The sequence below is a fragment of the Nocardioides proteolyticus genome, from assembly GCF_051280635.3.
Taxonomy (GTDB): Bacteria; Actinomycetota; Actinomycetes; order Propionibacteriales; family Nocardioidaceae; genus Nocardioides.
This window is the reverse complement of record NZ_JBNBPO030000019.1, coordinates 69,832-88,208: the sequence shown is the minus strand read 5'-3', so window position 1 is coordinate 88,208 and position 18,377 is coordinate 69,832. Positions and strand designations below refer to the sequence as shown.

Genomic DNA, 18,377 nt, shown 5'->3' with positions numbered 1-18,377 from the left:
CTCCGCCACCGCCGCGGGGCACCCGCCCCGGCCGCTGGCGGCGTCCCGGCACCTGGGTCAAGGCGCTGGTCGGGCTGCTCGTGGTGTGGCTGGCCTTCACCATCGCGGTGCCGCTGTTCACCTGGAGCCAGGTCGACAAGGTCGACTTCGAGCCGTCCGGCAACCGCCCCGAGGACCAGCCGGGGACGACGTACCTGCTCGTGGGCAGCGACTCGCGGGCCGGCCTCTCCAAGGCCGAGCGACGGCGGCTCCACACCGGCGACGCGCAGAGCGAGCTGACCGACACGATCATGCTGCTCCACACCGGCGACGGGCCGAACACCCTGATCTCCATCCCGCGCGACTCCCCTCTGGAGATGCCCGGCCACGGCGTGCACAAGATCAACTCCGCCTACTCGCGCGGCGGCACCAAGCTGCTGGTGCAGACCCTCGAGCAGGCCACCGGGCTGCGCATCGACCACTACGTCGAGATCGGCTTCGGCGGCCTGGTCGGCGTCGTGGACGCCGTCGGCGGGATCGAGATCTGCCCCAAGCGCCGGATCCGCGACCGGGACTCCGGCCTCAACGTCAAGAAGGGCTGCCAGGAGGTCGACGGCCGGACCGCCCTCGCCTACGCCCGCGCCCGCAAGCACGACCCGTTGTCCGACCTCGCCCGCGTGCAGCAGCAGCGGGAGGTGGTCGCGGCCGTCGGCGACAAGGTCCTCTCGCCGTGGTCGGTGCTCAACCCGGTTCGCTGGTGGCAGCTCAACAGCGCCGTGCCCGACTTCTTCCGGTTCGGCGAGGGCACCGGCCCCGTCGACGCCGGCCGCTGGGCGCTCGCGATGACCGACGTCGGCAAGTCCTGCACCGTGCCGCTCGCCGGCGGCGACGCGAGCTGGGACCGCGAGCGCGCCGGGCGGCTCTTCGACAAGGTCGCGACCGACAAGACCGACGAGATCACCAAGCGCCTGTGCACCGCCACCGGCCTCGCCGACTGACCCGCACCGACCGGACCACCGGCCCCCCTGAACCCTGGACCCCTGGACCCGAGGAGAACCCTTGTACGAGACCCTGCTCTGGGACGTCGACGGCGACGGCGTCGCCACCCTGACCCTGAACCGGCCCGACGCGCTCAACGCGTTCGACCTGACCATGGCGCGCGAGCTCGAGCAGGTCTTCCTGACCGACGCCCGCGACGACGCGGTGAAGGCGGTCGTGGTCACCGGCGGGGGCCGCGCCTTCTGCGCCGGGATGGACCTCAACGCCGCGGGCAACGTGTTCGGGCTCGACGAGGAGCTGCGACCGACTCCCGAGGAGTTCCGGGCGTCGTACGACGAGGAGCCCTACGACAGCGGCATCCGCGACACCGGCGGGAAGGTGACGCTCGCGATCCACACCCTGCCCAAGCCGGTCATCGCCGCCGTGAACGGCCCGGCGGTCGGCATCGGGGCGACCATGACCCTGGCCATGGACCTCCGGATGGCCTCCACCAAGGCCCGGATCGGGTTCGTCTTCGGGCGGCTGGGGATCGTGCCCGAGGCCTGCTCGAGCTGGTTCCTGCCGCGGATCGTGGGCATCCAGCAGGCGCTGGAGTGGGTCTACTCCGCCGACATCCTCACCGCCGAGCAGGCGCTGGCGGGCCGGCTTCTCCGCAGCGTGCACGAGCCCGACGAGCTGCTGCCGGCGGCCCAGGACCTGGCCCGCTCGTTCGTCACGGGTCGCTCGCCGGTCGCGCTGGGCCTGGCCAAGCAGCTGCTCTACTGCAACAGCGCGGCCGCCGAGCCGCTCGAAGCGCACCTCAGCGACTCCCTGGCGATGTACTGGACCTCGCTCGCCGACGGCAAGGAGGGCGTGCAGGCGTTCCTGGAGAAGCGGGAGCCCCGGTTCACCGGGAAGGCCTCGGAGCTGCCGGCCGTCTTCTAGATCGCCATGAACAGGATCTCCTCGCGGGAGTACTCCCGTCCGGGGTGCTCGGCCGCGAGGTGCTCCTGCACCTTCTCGACCAGCTCGTCGTCGGTGTCGCCCCGGAGGGTGACGTCACAGGGGCAGCGCAGCGAGGGCATCGGACCTCCCGGGTCAGGCGGCCGCGGTGGAGCGGCCGGGGTGCCTCGCCATGCTAGTGGCGCTCAGCCCTGGACCGGCTCGGTCTTCACGAGGTGACCGAAGACCACCGAGCGGTTGTCGGTGTGGAAGATCTCCGAGCAGGTGAGCAGGGTGATCAGGTGGTCGCCCGCGTCGTCCGGCGGCTGCGTGCCGCCCTCCCGGGGGTTGACCGGGCTCTCGTCCAGCGGCCACACCTCGGTGAACGGGATGATCAGGTCCTCGCCACCCGTGTCGAGCTCATAGGTGTACGTCGCCTCGCGGGTCTCCACGATGATCTCGTCACCGGGCCGCAGCTCGGGGAAGTCGGCGAACGGCTCGCCATGGGTGACCCGGTGGCCGGCGAGGACGTAGTTGCCCTTCTGCCCGGCGGCGGTGTCCTCCATGTGGCCGACGCCGGCGGCGAGCACCTCGTCGGAGGACCCTTCCAGGACCGGCACGGAGAAGTCCTTGCCGAACCGGGGCACGTGCAGGATGGCGCTCGCGTTGCCGAACTCGGTGCGCACGACGTCATGTCCGTCGCCCCAACCGTCCTCGAGCGCACTGGTGACCTCGTCGTGGCGCTGCTGCGACTGCCAGTTGGTGCCCCAGAACTGCCAGGCCACCCAGGCGAGGACGGCGACGCCGGCCGCGATCAGCCCGCAGCCGAGCCAGAAGGTGATCCGACGGCGGCGGGAGGGCGCGGCCTTGTCGTCGCCCTCGACCGCGGGCCGCGACCGGCGGCGTCGTACGCGGGTCTGCTCGACCGGCGGCTCGTCGATCCGAGTCATCATCAGTCCCTCCTGACGTCCCCTCCGGACGCCGGTGCCCGCCCGCTCGGGGCGAGAGCTGCGGGGCCGCGCGTCAGGCGGTGGCGCGCGCCCGGACCGCGACGCCGCCGCCCACGGCGACCAGGCCGAGGCCCAGCAGCAGGAGCGTCAGGTGCGGGCCGCCGGTGTTAGGCAGGCCTGCGGCGTCGGGAGTGCGGTCGCCGCCGGGTCCGCCCGCCGCGCCGACGCGGAAGCCGACGGCGTCGGTGCAGGAGCCGTAGAGCTCGTTGTCAGGGGTGAACCGCATCGAGGCGATGTACTGGCCCGGACGCAGCCGGGGGCCGACCACGCGGAGCGTGTCGCCGTCGTAGCGGGCGGTGGTCTCCCACACCTCGCGGCCGCCGGCGACCTGGGCGGCACGGGCCGCACCCCCGCCGCGGGCGACGCTGATCTCGACGGTGCCGGTCACCGCGGTGCCGTTGGTGGTGTCGACGCTGGCCTCGAAGACGACGCGCTTGCCCGCGACGTGCACCGGCACGTCGATCGTGCAGCTGGTCGGCAGCGGGGAGTAGGGCTCGGCCTGCGCGGGCGGCGCTGCGACGAGCGCCGCGGCGAGCACGCCCAACATGATCAACATGCGCTTCACGGCGCCTCCCGGTGGCGATCTCGGTTCCCCATGTGGTCCCCCGCGGGACCTACCTAGGTGGTCCAACGAGGTTGCGGGGCAAGAGTTACCCCTGTTGCGGCACCCTACCGCACTCACGGCCTGGCCGCGCCGACCATCCGCTCATTCAGCCGGTGGGAGATCGCGCCGGCCACCGACAGGACGGTCGCATAGGCGGGCATCAGCTCGGCTGGCCGGTGCCGCACGGCGGTCAGCACCCAGTGCGCCGCGTCCTCCGGTTCGAGGGCGGCACGGGCGTCGTACCCCGGCGTCGGCGCGATCATCGGGGTGCGCATGAGCGGGAAGTGCAGGGAGGTGACCGCGATCCCGTGGCGTCGTTCCTCGGCCTGGAGGCTGCGACCGAACGCCGCGAGCGCGGACTTGGACGCGTGGTAGGCGCTGAACATCGGCATGAGCCCTCCGGGCACGCCCCAGGTGGACGAGTTGACCACCTGACCGCGGCTCTCGCGCAGCGCAGGGAGCAGGTTGAGCGTCAGCCGCACCGGGGCGTGGTAGTTCAGCCGCATCAGCCGCTCGTGGTCGTGTGGCCGGGGCACGGTGTCGGCCGCGGACCGCCGGATGGAGTGGCCGGCGTTGTTGACCAGCACGTCCACGCCGCCGAACCGGTCGAGGACGTCGCGGCTGAGCCGGTCGATCGCCGCGCCGTCGGTGAGGTCGCAGGTGAAGGCGTACGACGCCCCGCCGGCGTCGGCGATCTCGGCGTCCAGGGCGGCGAGCTCCTCCGCACGCCGGGCGACCGTCAGCACGGTCGCCCCGTGGCGCGCCAGGAGCCGCGCCGCCGCGCGCCCGACCCCGGACGAGGCGCCGGTGACGAGCACCCGCTTGCCGGCGACGGGACGCACCCGTCCGGTCGACTCGGCGAGCAGCCGGCCGGGATCCGGCACCGGGTCGAGACCTGCGCGGGCGATCCCGCGGCGCAGCGACGTCAGCACCCGGGCAGGGTACGGCGCCCGCAGCCGGACCGTCAGCCGGCCCGTCGGCGAGACCGTCGGCGGGCCGGGCTCAGAGCTCGCTCTGGATGCCGGCCAGCAGCTGGCGGGCCACCACGATCCGCTGCACCTGGTTGGTGCCCTCGTAGATCTGGGTGATCTTCGCGTCGCGCATCATCCGCTCGACGGGGTAGTCGCGGGTGTAGCCGTAGCCGCCGAGCACCTGGACGGCGTTGGTGGTGACCTCCATCGCCACGTCGGAGGCGAAGCACTTGGCTGCGGCGCCGAAGAACGTGAGGTCGGCGTCGCCGCGCTCGGACCGGGCGGCGGCCGCATAGGTGAGCTGGCGCGCGGCCTCGACCTTCATGCCCATGTCCGCGAGCAGGAACTGCAGGCCCTGGAAGTCGGCGATCGGCTTGCCGAACTGCTGGCGCTCCTTGGCGTAGCCGAGGGCGTAGTCGAGGGCTCCCTGGGCCACGCCGACGGCCTGGGCGGCGATCGTGACCCGGGTGTGGTCGAGGGTGCGCATGGCGTACTCGAAGCCCCGGCCGACCTCGCCGATGAGCCGGTCGCCCGGGATCCGCACGTTGTCGAGGTAGACCTCGCGGGTCGGCGAGCCCTTGACGCCGAGCTTGCGCTCCGGCGCACCGAACGAGACGCCCTCGTCGGACCTCTCCACCACGAACGCCGAGACACCCTTCGAGCGCAGCTCGGGGTCGGTGGTGGCGAGCACGGTGTAGAGCTCGGACTCGCCGGCATTGGTGATCCACCGCTTGACGCCGTTGAGGACCCAGTCGTCGCCGTCGCGCACGGCGCGCGTCCGCTGGTTCGCCGCGTCCGACCCCGCGTCGGGCTCGGAGAGGCAGTAGGAGAAGCCCTCACCCGCGGCGAGTCTCGTCAGGTACGACTTCTTCAGCTGCTCCGAGCCGCCGATCTGGATCGGCAGCGAGCCGAGCTTGTTCACCGCGGGGATCAGCGAGGCGGACACGTCGACCCGGGCGACCTCCTCGATGACGATCGCGGTCGCCAGGGCGTCCGCCCCCGCGCCGCCGTACTCCTCGGGCACGTGGGGGGCGTGGAAGTCGGCTGCCAGGAGCGCGTCGGCGGCCTCGCGCGGGTAGCGGGACTGCTCGTCCACCTCGGCGGCGAACGGCGCGACCTTCGCCTCGCAGAGGGAGCGGACGGCCTCGCGGATCGCCCGGTGCTCGTCCGGCAGCTGGTAGGCGGGGAAGTCGGGGTTCACATGGAAATCCTAGTAATCGCTACGTTGGAGAGGACCCCGGCCACCCATCGACGGAGGTGCTCCGTGACCCGCGTCACCAACTGGCAGGACCCGACCGCGATCGCCACCATGCTGCAGGACCTGGAGACCTGGGCGATCGTGGGGCTCTCGAACGACCCGAGCCGCGCCGCGTTCGGCGTCGCCCGCTTCCTCCAGCAGGTCGGCAAGCGGATCGTGCCCATCCACCCCGACGCACCGACGGTGCACGGCGAGCAGGGCTATCCGACGCTGGCCGACGTCCCGTTCGCCGTCGACGTGGTCGACGTCTTCCGGCGCTCGGACGCAGCCGGCCGGTTCGCCGACGAGGCGGTCGCGGTCGGCGCCAAGGGGGTGTGGTTCCAGCTCGGCGTGGTGGACGCCGCGGCGTTCGAGCGCACCACCGCCGCCGGGCTGCTGATGGTCATGGACGCGTGCCCGAAGATCGAGTGGCCCGGCCCCTCGCGGTGACCGGGCGGAGGGCCCGGGCCGGCCACCCGACCACGACCTCCAGCGGGCCGCGCCGGCCCCAGGCGACGAAACCGGCGCCGACCACGAGCACGACCGCCACGTGCCACACGAACGTGCCGGGCCGCTCCGGCGGCCACACCTGAGGCGTCCGCATCGCCACGTGCAGCGAGTAGAGGCTGAGGGTCATCGTCCCGGCCCCGCCGGCGACGGCGAGGACGGCCCGCCCGGCCCGCGGCAGGACGTGGGCCAGGAGCAGCGCGACGCCGATCACGACGAGCGCGCTGCCGATGCTCTGGGCCAGGTCGAACGGGGTCGCCGAGTGCGGCGAGGCCACCAGCAGCCACTGCCACGGACCGCCGGTGGGGGTGCTGCCGTGCTGGCTCTCGGCCAGCACGGCGAGGAGCTCGTCGTGTGTGATCGGACCCCACGGGTGGATCGCCTCGCGCACGGCGAGGCTCGACGTGCACAGCCGGGACACCGCGATCGCCAGGCCGGTCAGGCCCGCGCCCACCACGACCAGCCGAGCGGGCACGCGCCAGCCACGGAGGTCGGTCCGGCCCAGCGCCATGCCCGCCAGGAGGTAGGCGAGCCACGGCACGGCCGGGTAGTAGCCGGTGAGGAGCAGGTCCGCCAGCAGCGACCCCGGCTCGGCGAGGCGCGAGAAGTCCGGGCTCGTCCACTCCCGCTCCGGGAGCTCCGGCCGGACCAGGTGGGACAGCACCGGGCCGGCCACCAGCCAGACCCCGGCGAGCGCCGCGAGGCTGCGGGCGCGGAGCGCGAGGAACGGGAGGCCCAACAGGAAGAGCACGCCGTAGTAGGCCAGGATGATGGCCAGCCCGCTCTCCAGCTCGCCGAGCGCCAGGCCGAGGAGCGCGACCAGCACGGCCCGCGCGGCGAGCCCGAGGATCGTGCGCCTCGGGTCGCGGTCGCGGAACGGCTCCACCCCACCGCTCACCAGGGCGAGGCTCACCCCCGCGAGCACCGCGAACAGGGCCGAGGCGCGGCCACCCGCGAGCTCCTGGGTGAGGGTCAGCCCACCGGACGGCGTGTGGCTGTCGAGGACGTGCGTCGCGATCATCCCGACCAGCGCCACGGCACGCGCCACGTCGATGCCGACGAGGCGTCCCGGACGCAGCACGCGGGAGGCCACCACGCGTTCGGTCTACTCCACGATCGGCGGCAGCCCGGTGCCGCGGTCGCGGTCACCGCGGACCACGGCGCCCTTCGCCTGTGCGGTCGCCCGGAGGTCGGCCTGGAACACTCGCATCCGATCCTGGAGCGCCGGGTCCGTCGCCGCCAGGATGCGTACGGCGAGCAGGCCGGCGTTGCGCGCGCCGCCGACGGCGACGGTGGCGACCGGGACGCCCGCCGGCATCTGCACGATGGACAGCAGCGAGTCCATGCCGTCGAGGTGCTTGAGCGGCACCGGCACGCCGATCACCGGCAAGGGCGTCACCGCGGCCAGCATGCCCGGCAGGTGGGCCGCCCCGCCGGCCCCGGCGATGATCACCGAGAGCCCGCGCCCGGCGGCCTCCCTGCCGTAGGCGAGCATCTCCTCGGGCATCCGGTGGGCGGAGACCACGTCGGCCTCGTGGGCCACGTCGAACTGCCCGAGCGCGTCGGCGGCCTCCTGCATCACCGGCCAGTCGGAGTCGGAGCCCATCACGATGCCCACGCGCGCAGTCATGCGGCGGAGCCTAGTGCCGGGACGCCGGGCGGGGTCACTCGCTCTCGTCGCCGAGGTCGCCGCGGAACCACGCGGCGGCGTGGCGCGCGCGCTCCAGGCAGTTGTCGAGGTCGTCGCCGTAGACGTTGACGTGGCCGACCTTGCGACCCGGCCGCAGGTCCTTGCCGTAGAGGTGCACCCGCAGCCGCGGGTCGCGCGCGAGGGCGTGCGGGTAGCCGTCGTACAGGCGGCCCACCGTGGGGTCCTCACCCCCGAGGATGTTGACCATCACCGTCCAGCGGGCGCGCGGCTCGGGTGAGCCGAGCGGCAGGTCGAGCACGGCGCGCAGGTGGTTCTCGAACTGGCTGGTGACGGCTCCGTCCTGCGTCCAGTGACCGGTGTTGTGCGGGCGCATCGCGAGCTCGTTGACCAGCACCTGTGGCCGTCCGTCGGCGTCGGCGACCTCGAACAGCTCGACGGCCAGGATGCCGGTGACACCGAGCTCCCCGGCGATCCGCAGGGCGAGCTGCTGCGCGGACGAGGCGAGCGCGTCGTCGAGGTCGGGAGCCGGCGCCACCACCTCGTTGCACACGCCGTCGACCTGAACTGTGTGGACGACCGGGTAGGCCGCCGCCTGCCCGCTCGGCGACCGTGCCACCAGGGCCGAGAGCTCGCGCCGGAAGTCGACCAGCTCCTCGGCGAGCAGGCGGACGCCGCTGCGCTCCGCCGCGGCCAGCGGCTCCGCCGCGTCCTCGACGGTGCGGACCACCCAGACGCCCTTGCCGTCGTAGCCGCCGCGGCTCACCTTGAGGACGCACGGCAGGCCGAACTCCTCGACGTCGCCGTCGGACGCGACCACCGCCCACCGGGGCTGCGGGGCCCCCAGCCGGGTCATCGCCTCCCGCATCACGATCTTGTCCTGGGCGTGCACGAGCGCCTCCGGCCCCGGGTGGGCGACCACGCCGTCGGCGGCCAAGGCCCGCAGGTGCTCGGTCGGCACGTGCTCGTGGTCGAAGGTGACCACGGAGCAGCCCTCGGTCACCCGTCGCAGCGTCGCCAGGTCGCGGTAGTCGCCGACGAGCTGGTCGGGGACCACCTGCGCCGCGGAGACACCTTCCGCCTCCGCCAGGAGCCGGAGCGGAACCCCCAGTGCCACGGCGGGCTGCGCCATCATCCGGGCGAGCTGGCCGCCGCCGACGACGGCGATGCGGGGAGCGGGTCCTGGGTCCGTCGCGCGCACGGCCCGCACCCTATGCGACCGGGCTCAGGCCGAACCGGTGAGGTCGGCCTCCTCGCCGGTCTCGAACCGGAGGCCCTGCCCGCGGATGGTGGTGATCAGCCGCGGCTGGCGCGTGTCGTCGCCCAGCTTGCGGCGCACCCACCCGAGGTGGACGTCGATCGTCTTCGACGACGTCCAGAAGTTCACGCCCCACACGTCGCGCATCAGCTCCTCGCGGGTGACCACGGAGCCGGCGCGGGCGATCAGGGCGTGCACGAGGTCGAACTCCTTCCGGGACAGGACCACCTCCCGCTCCCCGCGCCATGCGCGACGGGCCGCGGGATCGACCCGTACGTCCTGCACCTCGATCACAGGGTCAAGGTAGGTTCGCCGGTCTGTCGCCGAGGGGAAACGCGGAGAATTTTGCCTAGCGGCGCGGGCCGATCGGCGTCACTGACGGCGTACGGCGACGGGCTCCACCACGCCGAAGCCGCGGACCGGACGCGGGGGCAGCGGCCGGGCCTCGATCTGGTCCGCGGGCAGGAGCTCCGCGGTCGCGTGGTCGACGATGATGCGGTTGCGGCGCGCGACCTGGGTGAGCCGGGCGGCGAGGTTGACGGGCGGACCGAAGACGTCGCCGAGCCGCAGCACCACGCCGCCGGAGGCGAGACCGACCCGGACGTCGGGCATCCGGGGGTCGCGACCGATCACGTTGATGATTCCCTCGGCGGTCGCGAACGCGCGGAGCGGGCTGTCGTTCACGAAGAGCACCGCGTCGCCCATGCTCTTGATCAGCCGGCCCTGCTCGCGGGCGATGACGTCGCCGCAGCGGGCCTCGAACAGCTCGACCAGCTCGCCGATCCGCTCGCGGGTCACCTCGTTGGAGAGGGCGGTGAAGCCGACGATGTCGGCGAACCCCACCGTGAGGTCGGTCGTGTGCGGGTCGGCGTCGATGGCGCGGACCGAGTCCATTCGCGCCACGGCGGCCGCCAGGTGACGCCGCCAGGCGTAGATCAGGAGCTGCTCGAAGCGGGCGCCGTACTGCTCCACGAGCCAGGCACTGGCGCTGCCGCCCTCCTCGCCGCGCTCGGCGAAGGCCTCCTCCGCGTGCTGGACCAGCTCGCCGACCTCCCAGTCCGCGAGCCGCGCCATGGTCAGCCCGACGCCGCGGGCGACGTTCAGCGAGGCCTCGAAGTCGAGGAAGCCGTCGGCGAGCACGTCGACGAGCAGCCGCAGGGCGGCGACGTCCGCCTCGGTGTAGGCGCGGGCGTCGCCGTGCTCCGGGAAGCCGAGGGTGCGCCACAGCCGTCGCGCCTTCTCGACCTGGATGCCCGCCCGCTCCGCGACGTCGGCGGCGGTCAGCCGCGGCTCCTCGGCGAGGAGCTCGCGCCCGGCGCCGTCCTCAGACACCTTCGTCGGCGCGGCGGGCGCTGGGACCGCGGTGCAGCTCGTGCAGCAGCTCGTTGAGCTGCCGCTGCGCGGCCTCCACGTGCGGGATGTCGTTGAGCCGGACCATGCCGTGGGTCGACGCGTCGGCGATGAGCAGGCTGCCGCAGCCGAACGGGCGGTCGATCAGGTTGATCTCGATGGAGATGTCGCTGACCCGGGCCAGCGGGATGTCGTGGCCCCGCCGGGTGATGATGCCCTGCCGGGTGATGATCCGCCGGTCGGTGAAGGCGTGCACGGTGGTCAGCCACACGAAGAACGGACGGACGGTGAACCACAGGATGCCGAGGATCGCGAGCACCCACACGATGTAGGTGACCACCTGCACGTCGGCCAGCACCTGGACCGCCACGGCCGCGGCCAGCAGCAGCAGCAGCAGCAGGATCGGCACGAACAGCGCCTTCGGGTGCTGGCGGGTGCTGATGATCAGGCGCTCACCGGGGTTGAGCAGCTTCTGGGAGATGGCCACCGGAGGATCATCCCATCAAATCCGCCGGCCGGACGTGCACCACGTCGCCGGCGCCGACCCGCTCGACCCCGTCCGCCGTCTCGACGACCAGGCGGCCGTCGTCGTCCACGTCGACGGCGCGGCCGGTCAGGGTGCCGCCGCCGGGCAGGTCGACCCGTACCTGCTGCCCGAGGGTCGCGCACTGCGAACGGTACGACGCCGCCAGCCGCGAGGTGCCCTGGTCGCCGCCGGCCTGCCAGACGTCGTACCCCTCGCGGATCGCCGCCACGGCCGCGAGCAGCACCGTGGTCCGGTCCGGTGCTCCGGTCGGCGAGCCGCCCGTGGCGACCGCGAGGCTGGTGGCGGTCGGCACGGGGAGCTCGTCCGCCGTCATCGCCACGTTGATGCCCACGCCCGCGATGGCCGCCGGCCCGTCGGGGGTCTCCACGCGCTCGACGAGGATGCCGGCGACCTTGCGGGTGCCGTCGAGCAGCACGTCGTTGGGCCACTTCACGCGGGCGTCGTACCCGAGCGACGTCAGCGCCTTCGCGACGTTGTGCCCGACCAGCAGCGGCAGCCACGGCCAGGACGATGCCGGCACCGACGGACGCAGCACCATCGAGAACGTGGCGGCCGTGCCGGGCGGGGTCTCCCACGTGCGGTCGAGCCGTCCGCGCCCGGCGACCTGGTGGTCGGCCACCACGACCAGGCCCTCCGGCGCACCGGCCTTCGCTCGCTGCGCGGCGACCTCGTTGGTGGACGGCGCCTCCGGCTGCAGCTCCAGGCCCAGGTCGGGGACGAGGGTGAAGGCCTCGGCCAGTCGCTCCGCGTCCAGGGGTCCACGATCAGGGTGCTGGGTCAGGCCGTTCGTCACAGCCACTACCCTGTCGCAGCAGACGCCCCGAGGAAACCCCGGGCGTCCAGATCGAGGAGGCCACGTTGACCGCCCAGGCTGAGCCCGCAGCACAGGCAGACCAGGTTGAATTGGACATCCACACCACGGCCGGCAAGCTCGCCGACCTGGAGCGCCGGCTCGACGAGGCCGTGCACGCAGGCTCGGCCAAGGCGGTCGAGAAGCAGCACGCCAAGGGGCGGCAGACCGCCCGCGAGCGCATCGAGATGCTGTTCGACGAGGGCTCCTTCGTGGAGCTCGACGAGCTCGCCCGGCACCGCTCGACGGCGTTCGGGCTGGAGAAGACCCGTCCCTACGGCGACGGCGTGGTGACCGGCTACGGCACGATCGACGGCCGGCAGGTGTGCGTCTTCTCCCAGGACTTCACCGTCTTCGGCGGCTCGCTGGGCGAGGTCTACGGCGAGAAGATCACCAAGGTGATGGACCTGGCGATCAAGTCCGGGTGCCCGATCATCGGCATCAACGAGGGCGCCGGCGCCCGCATTCAGGAGGGTGTGGTCTCGCTCGGGCTGTACGGCGAGATCTTCCGCCGCAACGTGCACGCCTCGGGCGTGATCCCGCAGATCTCGATGATCATGGGCAACTGCGCGGGAGGCCACGTCTACTCCCCCGCCGTCACCGACTTCACGATCATGGTCGACCAGACCTCGGCGATGTTCATCACCGGACCCGACGTGATCAAGACCGTCACCGGCGAGGACGTCACCATGGAGGAGCTCGGCGGCGCCCGGGCCCACAACACCAAGTCGGGCAACGCCCACTACATGGCCTCCGACGAGGAGGACGCCATCGAGTACGTCAAGGCGCTGCTGTCCTACCTGCCGCAGAACAACCTCGATGAGCCGCCGGTCTTCGAGGAGGCCGCGGAGATGGAGCTGACCGACGCCGACCGGGCGCTCGACACGATCATCCCGGACAGCCCGAACCAGCCCTACGACATGCACGACGTGATCACGTCGGTGCTGGACGACGAGGAGTTCCTCGAGGTCCAGCCGCTGTTCGCGCCCAACATCATCGTCGGCTACGGCCGGGTCGAGGGACGCTCCGTGGGCGTCGTGGCCAACCAGCCGATGCAGTTCGCCGGCACGCTCGACATCGACGCCTCCGAGAAGGCGGCGCGCTTCGTGCGGACCTGCGACGCCTTCAACATCCCGGTCCTCACCTTCGTCGACGTGCCCGGCTTCCTGCCCGGCGTCGACCAGGAGCACCTGGGCATCATCCGCCGCGGCGCCAAGCTGATCTACGCCTACGCCGAGGCCACCGTGCCGCTGGTCACCGTGATCACCCGCAAGGCCTACGGCGGCGCCTACGACGTGATGGGCTCCAAGCACCTCGGCGCCGACATCAACGTCGCCTGGCCGACCGCGCAGATCGCGGTGATGGGCGCCCAGGGTGCGGCCAACATCGTGCACCGGAAGACCCTCGCGGCGGTCGAGGCCGAGGGCGGCGACGTCGAGGCGAAGCGCGCCGAGCTGATCGACGAGTACGAGACCACGCTCGCCAACCCCTACATCGCGGCCGAGCGCGGCTACATCGACGCGGTGATCATGCCCCACGAGACCCGCGTGGAGGTCGTCCGCGCCCTCCGCCTGCTGCGCACCAAGCGCGAGACGCTGCCGCCGAAGAAGCACGGCAACATCCCGCTCTGAGCCGGCGCCGAGACCCGAGGACCCCATGACAGACGAGCAGAGCACCGCGCCGCTGCTGCGCATCGTGACCCCGAGCACGACGCCGGAGGAGGTCGCGGTCATCGTCGCGGTCCTCTCGGCGCTCGGCGGGGGCGCCCCGGCGTCGGAGCCGCCCCGCTCGGAGTGGGCCGCGCCCGCACGCCGGATGCGGGTGGCTCCCGGTCGCTCCCTGCCGCACGGGCGCGGGGCCTGGCGCGCCAGCGGCCTGCCGCGCTGAGCCGGCGCCCGGGATCGGGGTGGGGGCTCAGCGCTCGTCGTCCTCGGCGAGCTCGTCGGCCGGCTGGTCGGCCGGGTGCCGGCCCGGTCTCCGCCACCGCTCGTCGGCGACCTCTGCGAACTCGGCGGCCCGCAGCTCGACCCGGAACGCCTCGCGGAGCGTCGCGAGCACCCGCTCGGACTCGTCGAGGCGGTTGTTGAGCACCCGCAGGCCGATGGAGCGCATCGAGTCGGCGTGCCCGAGCGCCTCCGCGATGATCTGCTGCGCCTCGCGGTCGGCCTCGGCGAGCCGGCCGGTGGTGAGCCGGAGCGACATGGCGCGCAGCCGCTGGGCCTCCTTGGCGATCAGCCGCAGCAGCCGGTAGGCCTCCGCCGGGTCGACCGTCGCGCCGGCATGGAGGCGGTCGATCAGGGCGTCGATCTCCCGGTGCGGCACGTGGGGTGGCCAGTCCACGTCGAGGTCCTCCGCGGGCGAGCGGTCGTGGTCGTCGGGCGAGCTGGCCAAGGGATGTGGCTCCTGTGGTCGTGGCGACGGCCCGGCAGCCGTGGTCGCAGGCGCCACCGCGGTGTCCAGGCTGCTGGTCATGCCTCACTGGTGCGCCGGGCCGGGTGGCGTGATCCGGGAAGGGGGGTGATTTCCCGAGCTGCCCGCCTCACGAGTCGGGCAGCGTGAAGTAGCGGAAGGCCGCCCAGTGGTAGGGGTGGGGCCACCGCTCCGCCACCGTGCGCCGCGCTCGCGCGAGCGCCTCGCGCGGGTGGTCGCCCGCGGCCAGCCGCTCGTAGAAGTGGGACATCAGGGCCAGGGTGACCTCGTCGTCGATCGACCACAGCGCCGCCACGACACCGCCCGCCCCGGCAGCAAGGCACGCCCACACCAGTCCGACGGGCTGCGACGTCGCGTCGGAGGCGAGTCCGGAGCCGCAGGCGCTGAGCACCACGACGCTGCCGCCGAGGTCGAGCCGCTCGTCGAGGAGGTCGACGGCGCGCAGCCAGCCGTCGCCGAGCCGCACGGCCGAGAACAGCGGGTTGCCGTCGCGGAAGGCACCGTGCCCGGCCAGGTGCACCACGTCCGTCCCGCCCGCGCGCGTCGCGAGCACCGATCGGGTCGCCTCGTCCCCGACGTGGACCTCGGCACCGGGCATCGTGGCCGCGATCATGGCTGCCTCCGCACCGATCGCGGGCGCGTGGTCGTCGGGCACCGCGAGCACCAGCACCGACCCCGGGGCCGCCGGGGCCGGCGCGTCCTGCCGCGCGGCGGCAGGCTCGGGCACGGCCGGTCCGGCGGGATGCTGCGATCGCGCGAGATGGGGTGCGGAGACGATGCGGTCACGCCAGGGAGCGGCCACGTCGAGCAGCGCCTCGAACGGCACCCAGTGCAGGTGGCGGTGTCCGACGACGCTGAGCGGCTCGGACCCGAGGTCGGCAAGCAGGTCCGAGAGCGGCCGGATCAGCAGGTCGTAGAGCGCGTCGAGGCTGGCCGACGACCCGCCGGGGCTCGGCCGGGTCGCCGCGAGCAGCACGCACTCCTGCTGCCAGGACGTGACGTGGCGCCGGCTCTCCCCCGCCACGCCGGCGAGCCGGCGGACGTGGACCTGGCCCTCGCGGACGACGAACGCGACCACGTCGTCCTCCAGCACGTGGTAGTCGATGAGCGGCCCTTCGGGCACCGCGGGCAGGTCGGCGGGCGGCACCACCGGAGCGGCCCCTGCCCGCCGGTCGTGCACGCGGTCGATGAGCTCGTCCAGGTCCACGGGCTCCGCCGGTCCCTCGACCGTCCAGCCTCGCGCCCGGTCCGACAACGGACCCAACGACGCGGACCTCGCGACTGCCGCCCGCTGCCAGGCCTCGACGTGAGCGGCGTGCCCGCCGCGCTCGAGGAGGACGTCGATGAGCTGGTCGGTGATCTCCCCGAGACACAGGTCGTCGGTGGACAGGCCCCCGACGGCGGACCGGGTCGACCAGTGGCGACCGAGCTCGTAGGCGCTGCGGAGCTCGTCCAGCGCTACTCGGGCGCGACCTGTCCGGCGATGATGGAGCGCCCGGACCAGGCGCAGCTCCAGGCGGAGCTCGGGATGGCCAAGGCGCACCACGCTGTCGGCGGCCGACGCGATCATCGACTCCGCGGCATCGGGGTCGTCGGTCGCCCGCGCCACCAGCAGCCTGGCGCGCACCGCCAGGGGCCGGCTCGTCGGGGCGTCCCCGTCGACCAGCCGGCGGGCGATGCGGACCGCAGCCGCCGGGTCCCCGGCCGCCAGCTCCACCCGGGCCTGCAGGAGGCGTGTCCGGTCGTGCAGCCCGCGCGCGCCGCACTCGGCGTAGAGCTGCTCGGCGACGGCGAGCTCTCGCTTGGCAGCGTCCGGCCGGCGCAGCCGCAGCGACGCGGCGGCTGCGACGAACGCCGCTCCCGCGCAGCGCTCCATCATCCCCAGCGCGGTGAACGCCTGCTCGGCGGACGCCGCCCGGTGGTGGGCCTCGGCCGCGAGGCCGGCCCGCAGCAGCACCGTGGCCCGCACCAGCTCGACCTCCGCGAGCGCCGGGCTGTTGCCCACCAGCTGTCCGGTGACCCGGTCCAGGATCTCCAGCGGCGCCATGACGTGACCGATCACGGCCAGGGCGGCGGCCACGGGCACCAGGGTGCGTGCCGCGGCGGGCGCCGAGCCGACCTCGAGGAAGGTCCGGCGCGCACGCCGCAGCTCGTCGACCGCCGCGTGTGCCAGCCCTTCCATGAGCAGTGCGGTGCCGCGCCGCAGGCCGAGCTCCGCCACCTGGTGCGGGTCCCCGAGGTCCCGCGCCAGCTCCTCGGCGACGTCGTAGTGCCGGCGGGCGACCTCGAGCTCACCGCGGCCGGCGCGGGCGTCGCCCAGCTGCTGGTGGGCGAGGAGGTGCAGCCGGGTCGTCAACGGCTCGGCGGGCGGGCCCAGCTCGTCGAGCCCGGCCTGGATCCGCCCGACCGCGGCCAGCACGTCGTCGTACTCCCCGGCGGCGAGCAGGACCCGGGTCCGGCCGAGCATCGCCTCGCGGGCCTCGAGCTGCCGTCCGGCGGCGAGCCAGCTGTGCCGGGCGGTCTGGTAGGACCGCAGCGCCTCTATCCGCTGGCCCGTCGCCTCCTGCAGGTCTCCCCTCAGCTGCTGCACGCGTGCGGCCCGCTCCAGGTCGCGATGCCCCCGGAGCGCCAGCTCCACCCGACTGATCAGCGCGGCACAGCGCGCCGGGTCCTGGTGGAGGGCGGCGGCGGCCTCGTCGAGGTCCCGGTCGAGGTCCCGGCCGAGGGCTCGCCGAGCAGCGGTGCCGGCCACCTCCGACACCGGTCCGGCGCGCACGTCAAAGCTGCCGGAGGTCGAGCTCGGTGCGCACCCGGGCCGCCCCCGCAGCCAGGCGCAGCTCGTCGACCACGGCGGGCACGTCCCGCGCCTCGAAGCGCCCGTGTCGATCGGTCCGGGCGACGCGGCGCACCACGCCGGCCTCGAGGAAGCTCACGTCCGCGCCCGCCGAGTCCCGGTCGAGGAGGACCAACCCCGCGAGATCGACGGTGCCGGCGCCGGCGCGGCGGACCTCCAGCACGAACCGGCCGAACGCGCTGTCGAAGGCCAGGTGCACGGCGTCCTGCGTCCCGGCCGAGCGCAGCCCGGCCGCCTGGACCCGCGTGTCGTGCAGCAACCCGGCGTCGGTCCAGGTGTCGTCGGCACGGGCGCCGTGGTGCTCGGCGAACACGTCGCGCAGGCGGGCGCTGAGGTCGGCGGGCGGCGCATGGAGCGGCAGCCGCCGGGCATCGGCGAGGAACTGCTCGATCCAGGCGAGCGTGTCCGCGGCCTGGTCGTCGACCGCGATCCGGTCGGCGAGCAGCCGCGCGCGGTCGTCGTCGAGCCGGCCCTCGGCCAGGTCGAGGAGCTCAGCGAAGCTCGGGCTGCGGTTCATCGTGCCTCCTCCTCGGTCAGGATGTCGCGGAGCTTCTCCAGGCATCGTCCGCGCAGCGGGCCGATGCCTCCCACCGACCGGCCGAACCGGGCGGCGATCTCGGCATAGCTGGGGCTCTCCGCCTCGAAGTACAGCGCGTGGAGCAGGTCCTTGCACGTCCCGCCCAGCTGCGCCAGCGCGGAGTGGAGGGTCACCACCGTGTCCCAGTCGCCGAGCGGGTCCTCGGCGGTCTCCGGCACGGTGTCGAGGTCGACGTGGCGGCGGGAGAGGTTGCGCACCCGCCACGACTGGCGGCGGGTGACCGTCATCAACCAGGAGGCCAGCCGCTCCTCGTCGCGGATCCGGTCCAGGGAGTCGATCAGGGTCACGAACGTGCCCTGCGTCACGTCGGCCGCGTCCTCGGGGCCGAGGCCGTTGCGCAGGGCGACCGAGTAGACGAGCCGTTCATAGCGTGCGACCAGCAGGTTCCAGGCCTCGGCGTCGCGGCGACGGCACCGGTCGAGGAGCTCTGCGTCGGTCGGTTGACCCGGGTTGCGGTCACGGATGCGCGACCGGAACGGAACCACGTTGGGGCGGGTGGCCTGTGGCTCGCGGTCAGGAGTGGGGGCCTCACTCGTTGCGTGTGTCATGGGATTTCCATTTCGAGGGTGCGTCTTGGGGGGCATCGCCGCCCGCGCCGCCCGAACGGCACGGAG

At 73.5% G+C, this 18,377-nt stretch carries 21 protein-coding genes; 5 read left to right on the top strand and 16 right to left on the bottom strand.

Annotated elements, in window-relative coordinates; translation table 11 throughout:
- Together ACPOLA_RS12760 and ACPOLA_RS12755 are read left to right on the top strand one after the other, a co-directional pair.
- On the top strand, positions 1–977 hold a 977-nt coding region (locus ACPOLA_RS12760; protein WP_435770819.1), incomplete at its 5' end, for an LCP family protein.
- A gap of 61 nt (positions 978–1,038) precedes the next feature.
- Positions 1,039–1,902, top strand: coding sequence for a crotonase/enoyl-CoA hydratase family protein (locus tag ACPOLA_RS12755; RefSeq protein ID WP_435770818.1), 864 nt, complete (start codon positions 1,039–1,041; stop codon positions 1,900–1,902).
- Here the strand turns inward: ACPOLA_RS12755 and ACPOLA_RS12750 are convergent.
- The 5 genes from ACPOLA_RS12750 to ACPOLA_RS12730 all read right to left on the bottom strand — a co-directional run bounded on the left by ACPOLA_RS12750 (position 1,899) and on the right by ACPOLA_RS12730 (position 5,685).
- Complete coding sequence (locus ACPOLA_RS12750) at positions 1,899–2,042, bottom strand: DUF1059 domain-containing protein (protein WP_435770817.1); 144 nt, start codon at positions 2,040–2,042, stop codon at positions 1,899–1,901. The genes ACPOLA_RS12755 and ACPOLA_RS12750 overlap by 4 nt on opposite strands.
- A gap of 63 nt (positions 2,043–2,105) precedes the next feature.
- Positions 2,106–2,852: a class E sortase gene (locus ACPOLA_RS12745; RefSeq protein ID WP_435770816.1), complete on the bottom strand. Its 747-nt coding sequence runs from the start codon at positions 2,850–2,852 to the stop codon at positions 2,106–2,108.
- 70 nt (positions 2,853–2,922) lie between these two features.
- A complete protein-coding gene (locus ACPOLA_RS12740) occupies positions 2,923–3,465 on the bottom strand; it encodes a hypothetical protein (protein ID WP_435770815.1) in 543 nt (180 codons plus the stop codon).
- A gap of 122 nt (positions 3,466–3,587) precedes the next feature.
- Entirely contained in the window at positions 3,588–4,445 is an 858-nt protein-coding gene (locus tag ACPOLA_RS12735; RefSeq protein WP_435770814.1) for an SDR family NAD(P)-dependent oxidoreductase, read from the bottom strand.
- A gap of 70 nt (positions 4,446–4,515) precedes the next feature.
- Entirely contained in the window at positions 4,516–5,685 is a 1,170-nt protein-coding gene (locus ACPOLA_RS12730; RefSeq protein ID WP_435770813.1) for an acyl-CoA dehydrogenase family protein, read from the bottom strand.
- A gap of 63 nt (positions 5,686–5,748) precedes the next feature.
- On the opposite strand from ACPOLA_RS12730, the gene ACPOLA_RS12725 reads away from it, so the two are divergent.
- A complete protein-coding gene (locus ACPOLA_RS12725; protein WP_435770812.1) occupies positions 5,749–6,171 on the top strand; it encodes a CoA-binding protein in 423 nt (140 codons plus the stop codon).
- Here the strand turns inward: ACPOLA_RS12725 and ACPOLA_RS12720 are convergent.
- The 7 genes from ACPOLA_RS12720 to ACPOLA_RS12690 all read right to left on the bottom strand — a co-directional run bounded on the left by ACPOLA_RS12720 (position 6,125) and on the right by ACPOLA_RS12690 (position 11,824).
- The gene (locus tag ACPOLA_RS12720; RefSeq protein WP_435770811.1) at positions 6,125–7,324 is read right to left on the bottom strand and encodes a heparan-alpha-glucosaminide N-acetyltransferase domain-containing protein; all 1,200 of its coding nucleotides are present in this window, start codon (positions 7,322–7,324) and stop codon (positions 6,125–6,127) included. The genes ACPOLA_RS12725 and ACPOLA_RS12720 overlap by 47 nt on opposite strands.
- 9 nt (positions 7,325–7,333) lie before the next feature.
- Complete coding sequence (gene purE / locus ACPOLA_RS12715; RefSeq protein ID WP_435770810.1) at positions 7,334–7,858, bottom strand: 5-(carboxyamino)imidazole ribonucleotide mutase; 525 nt, start codon at positions 7,856–7,858, stop codon at positions 7,334–7,336.
- 34 nt (positions 7,859–7,892) lie between these two features.
- Positions 7,893–9,011 carry a 5-(carboxyamino)imidazole ribonucleotide synthase gene (locus ACPOLA_RS12710; protein WP_435770820.1) on the bottom strand — a complete coding sequence of 373 codons (1,119 nt, stop codon included), beginning with the start codon at positions 9,009–9,011 and terminating at the stop codon, positions 7,893–7,895.
- Positions 9,012–9,101: 90 nt separating this feature from the next.
- A complete protein-coding gene (locus ACPOLA_RS12705) occupies positions 9,102–9,428 on the bottom strand; it encodes a winged helix-turn-helix domain-containing protein (protein ID WP_435770809.1) in 327 nt (108 codons plus the stop codon).
- Positions 9,429–9,506: 78 nt separating this feature from the next.
- Positions 9,507–10,466: an adenylate/guanylate cyclase domain-containing protein gene (locus tag ACPOLA_RS12700; RefSeq protein WP_435770808.1), complete on the bottom strand. Its 960-nt coding sequence runs from the start codon at positions 10,464–10,466 to the stop codon at positions 9,507–9,509.
- Positions 10,459–10,971 carry a PH domain-containing protein gene (locus ACPOLA_RS12695; RefSeq protein ID WP_435770807.1) on the bottom strand — a complete coding sequence of 171 codons (513 nt, stop codon included), beginning with the start codon at positions 10,969–10,971 and terminating at the stop codon, positions 10,459–10,461. Before ACPOLA_RS12695 ends, ACPOLA_RS12700 begins: the two co-directional genes overlap by 8 nt.
- Positions 10,972–10,978: 7 nt before the next feature.
- The gene (locus ACPOLA_RS12690) at positions 10,979–11,824 is read right to left on the bottom strand and encodes a biotin--[acetyl-CoA-carboxylase] ligase (protein WP_435770806.1); all 846 of its coding nucleotides are present in this window, start codon (positions 11,822–11,824) and stop codon (positions 10,979–10,981) included.
- 65 nt (positions 11,825–11,889) lie between these two features.
- Here ACPOLA_RS12690 and ACPOLA_RS12685 point away from each other — a divergent pair, with 65 nt between their 5' ends.
- Positions 11,890–13,512, top strand: coding sequence for an acyl-CoA carboxylase subunit beta (locus ACPOLA_RS12685; RefSeq protein WP_435770805.1), 1,623 nt, complete (start codon positions 11,890–11,892; stop codon positions 13,510–13,512).
- Positions 13,513–13,537: 25 nt separating this feature from the next.
- Positions 13,538–13,768 carry an acyl-CoA carboxylase subunit epsilon gene (locus tag ACPOLA_RS12680; RefSeq protein ID WP_435770804.1) on the top strand — a complete coding sequence of 77 codons (231 nt, stop codon included), beginning with the start codon at positions 13,538–13,540 and terminating at the stop codon, positions 13,766–13,768.
- A gap of 27 nt (positions 13,769–13,795) precedes the next feature.
- On the opposite strand, the gene ACPOLA_RS12675 is transcribed toward ACPOLA_RS12680, so the two are convergent.
- From ACPOLA_RS12675 to ACPOLA_RS12660, 4 genes are all read right to left on the bottom strand, one after another.
- The gene (locus ACPOLA_RS12675; RefSeq protein ID WP_435770803.1) at positions 13,796–14,272 is read right to left on the bottom strand and encodes a hypothetical protein; all 477 of its coding nucleotides are present in this window, start codon (positions 14,270–14,272) and stop codon (positions 13,796–13,798) included.
- Positions 14,273–14,420: 148 nt separating this feature from the next.
- Positions 14,421–17,087 (bottom strand): CHAT domain-containing protein, encoded by a 2,667-nt coding sequence (locus tag ACPOLA_RS12670; RefSeq protein WP_435770802.1) that lies wholly within the window; start codon positions 17,085–17,087, stop codon positions 14,421–14,423.
- 1 nt (position 17,088) lies between these two features.
- Entirely contained in the window at positions 17,089–17,682 is a 594-nt protein-coding gene (locus tag ACPOLA_RS12665; protein ID WP_435770801.1) for a hypothetical protein, read from the bottom strand.
- Positions 17,679–18,248 carry an RNA polymerase sigma factor gene (locus tag ACPOLA_RS12660; protein WP_435770800.1) on the bottom strand — a complete coding sequence of 190 codons (570 nt, stop codon included), beginning with the start codon at positions 18,246–18,248 and terminating at the stop codon, positions 17,679–17,681. The genes ACPOLA_RS12665 and ACPOLA_RS12660 overlap by 4 nt, the downstream gene beginning before the upstream one ends.
- Positions 18,249–18,377: the final 129 nt, after the last annotated feature.